Origin of the sequence: uncultured Campylobacter sp. (assembly GCF_938045405.1) — a bacterium.
In the GTDB taxonomy this organism is placed as follows: domain Bacteria; phylum Campylobacterota; class Campylobacteria; order Campylobacterales; family Campylobacteraceae; genus Campylobacter_B.
Window position 1 is genome coordinate 1 of sequence record NZ_CALIMW010000038.1, and the last position, 2,103, is coordinate 2,103.

Sequence of the window (2,103 nt, forward strand, 5' to 3'; positions counted from 1 at the left end):
CTCGTCCGCTCTTATAGAATTTAGCTCGTATTTGCCTGCTCGCATCGTCTTGCTCGTTTAAATTTGACTCGCCAGCACCGCTTGCTTGTATCGGCCGCTTCGTCCGCGTTAAAATTCCAGGCCGCACTCGCTCGTTAATTTTATACGGCTTTCGGCATGAGGCGCGAAAATATCGCCTTTAAAATGCGAAATTTACACCTCATACGCCGTCTTGCCGTAGAATTAAAAAATGTCTAATTCGATCCAAATTAAAACGCTTGGCTCAAAATTCGGTACCACCGAAATTCATCGTTACCTTTCTACTAAAATTCCAGTCTAAATCTTAGTCCTATGCCGTTAGATTTAACATCGCTTCCATATGCTCCGACGTAGGAGAGCTTAAGCGTAGCGCGGCTTGAAAGAGACGCCTCGATTCCTGCTTCGGCGGTCGTTAGGTTTTGTAACTTCTCACCTTTTAGCTGCGTACCACCTAGCCCGTTTACGTATAAATAAGCCTGGGGCTGCTTATCCGAAAAGAAGCGATTATATGCCACGTCTGCACTTGCTCTTAAACCTACTCCGCCGATTCTAAACGGAACGCTAGGTTTTATACCAATGCTTACGGCTTGTAAATTTCGCGTTTTGTTTTCAATGCGAATCAAAGAGTTGCTGACATCGTCTATTTTCGTGCGAGTATGCGAAACACCAGCATAGGGTTCTACACTAAAGCTGTCCGCGTTGCTAAAACCCATATAAGAAACCTGTGCGAATGCACTTAAACTAGAGGCATTTGAACCTACATATTCGTAAACTATAGGCGAAACCGATGAGATTAGCTTTCTATCTCGATCATATTTCGAATATATCGCACCGAAGCTAAATTTAACAGGTTCAAAACCGATGTCGGAATAAATTCCGCTATGAAAATCCTTGCTTTTGACTTCCTTGGTGCCGCTTATTTTATCGTCCGTACGCCCTGCGCCTACAAATACACCGACGCTTGAACTATCGCCGATTAAAGAGTCAATACCGATTAAATTTACGAACGAATCGGAATGCAATTTACCAATACCGGTATCTTTATCGGATTTAATTCGATTTGTGCCCGAAAAGATCCAAAATCTAGTGTCTTTATCAATATTTACAGCATTCGCGCCACCTCGGTTTTTAACGATGCTTGCCATCATTATGGAATTTATCGCGGAATTATTTACCGCAGCGAATTCAGCATCATTTGCGAACGCGCTATAATACTCTCGCGCTTGAGCATGGTTTGAGCCTAAAATTTGCGTATAAATTCCGCTGCTGCGATTGGCGACGAGTAGATCTGCGAACGCTCTTTGCGAAGAGCTTAGTGCAAAATCTTGCATACTCGTTCCACTTTGGATCGAAAGGCGTAAATTTGAGCCACTCGCCTCCTCTTTGCTCGTTTTGAAAAACGCATAGCTATCCTGAGTGCTTGCTAAATTTGCACCGCTAAATGTGCCCGTGGCGGTTAAAATTTTCTTAGAGCCGGGGTTGTCGACGAGGTTTTGAAGATCGCTAGTATTAACTTGCCCTGCTCTTAGTAATGAGCCTTGCTTAAAGCTCAAATTTAAATTATTCACGCCATCATTTACTACGAATGCGCCACCGCTATTGATTGTTGCTTTTACGGTGGTTGCATCGCTTGCCTTGCTCACGCTTCGCCAGCCGTTCCTTTCAGGTATCCTATATACTGCAGAGTGCAAGATTTCAAGTTCGCCGCCATTTTGTACATCGATATGTTTGCTTTTACCGATTGATTGATTGAGTGCCGAAATTTTACCACCATAGATAGTGGTAACCCCGGTGAAAGTGTTGTTGCCCGTAAGTGTTAAGGTACCGTTGCCTCTTTTGATGAGCGCACCCTCATAGCCCTGTGCGGCCCGCTCGGCTCTCGCCTTCTCTCTTGCGGTCTCAAAAGTAAGCTCAGCTTTTTCCTCTGGGCTTAAATTTTGTTTTGAAGCAAGGATGGCTTTTCTTGCTGCCCAAACGGCTGCTTCGTTTTGATCCTCGATTTTTCTAAATTTGATAGCTTTATCAGATATATCGTTGCTCCATATATCGTCTTGATCCATAGTAATGTCGAAATTTCCTAAAAAT

Annotated in this window: 1 protein-coding gene; it reads right to left on the minus strand. The window is 43.7% G+C overall.

Annotated elements, in window-relative coordinates:
• Window positions 1-302: 302 nt before the first annotated feature.
• Window positions 303-2,103: autotransporter outer membrane beta-barrel domain-containing protein (locus Q0140_RS01330; protein ID WP_297960851.1), on the minus strand; the 1,801-nt coding region annotated here is incomplete at its 5' end.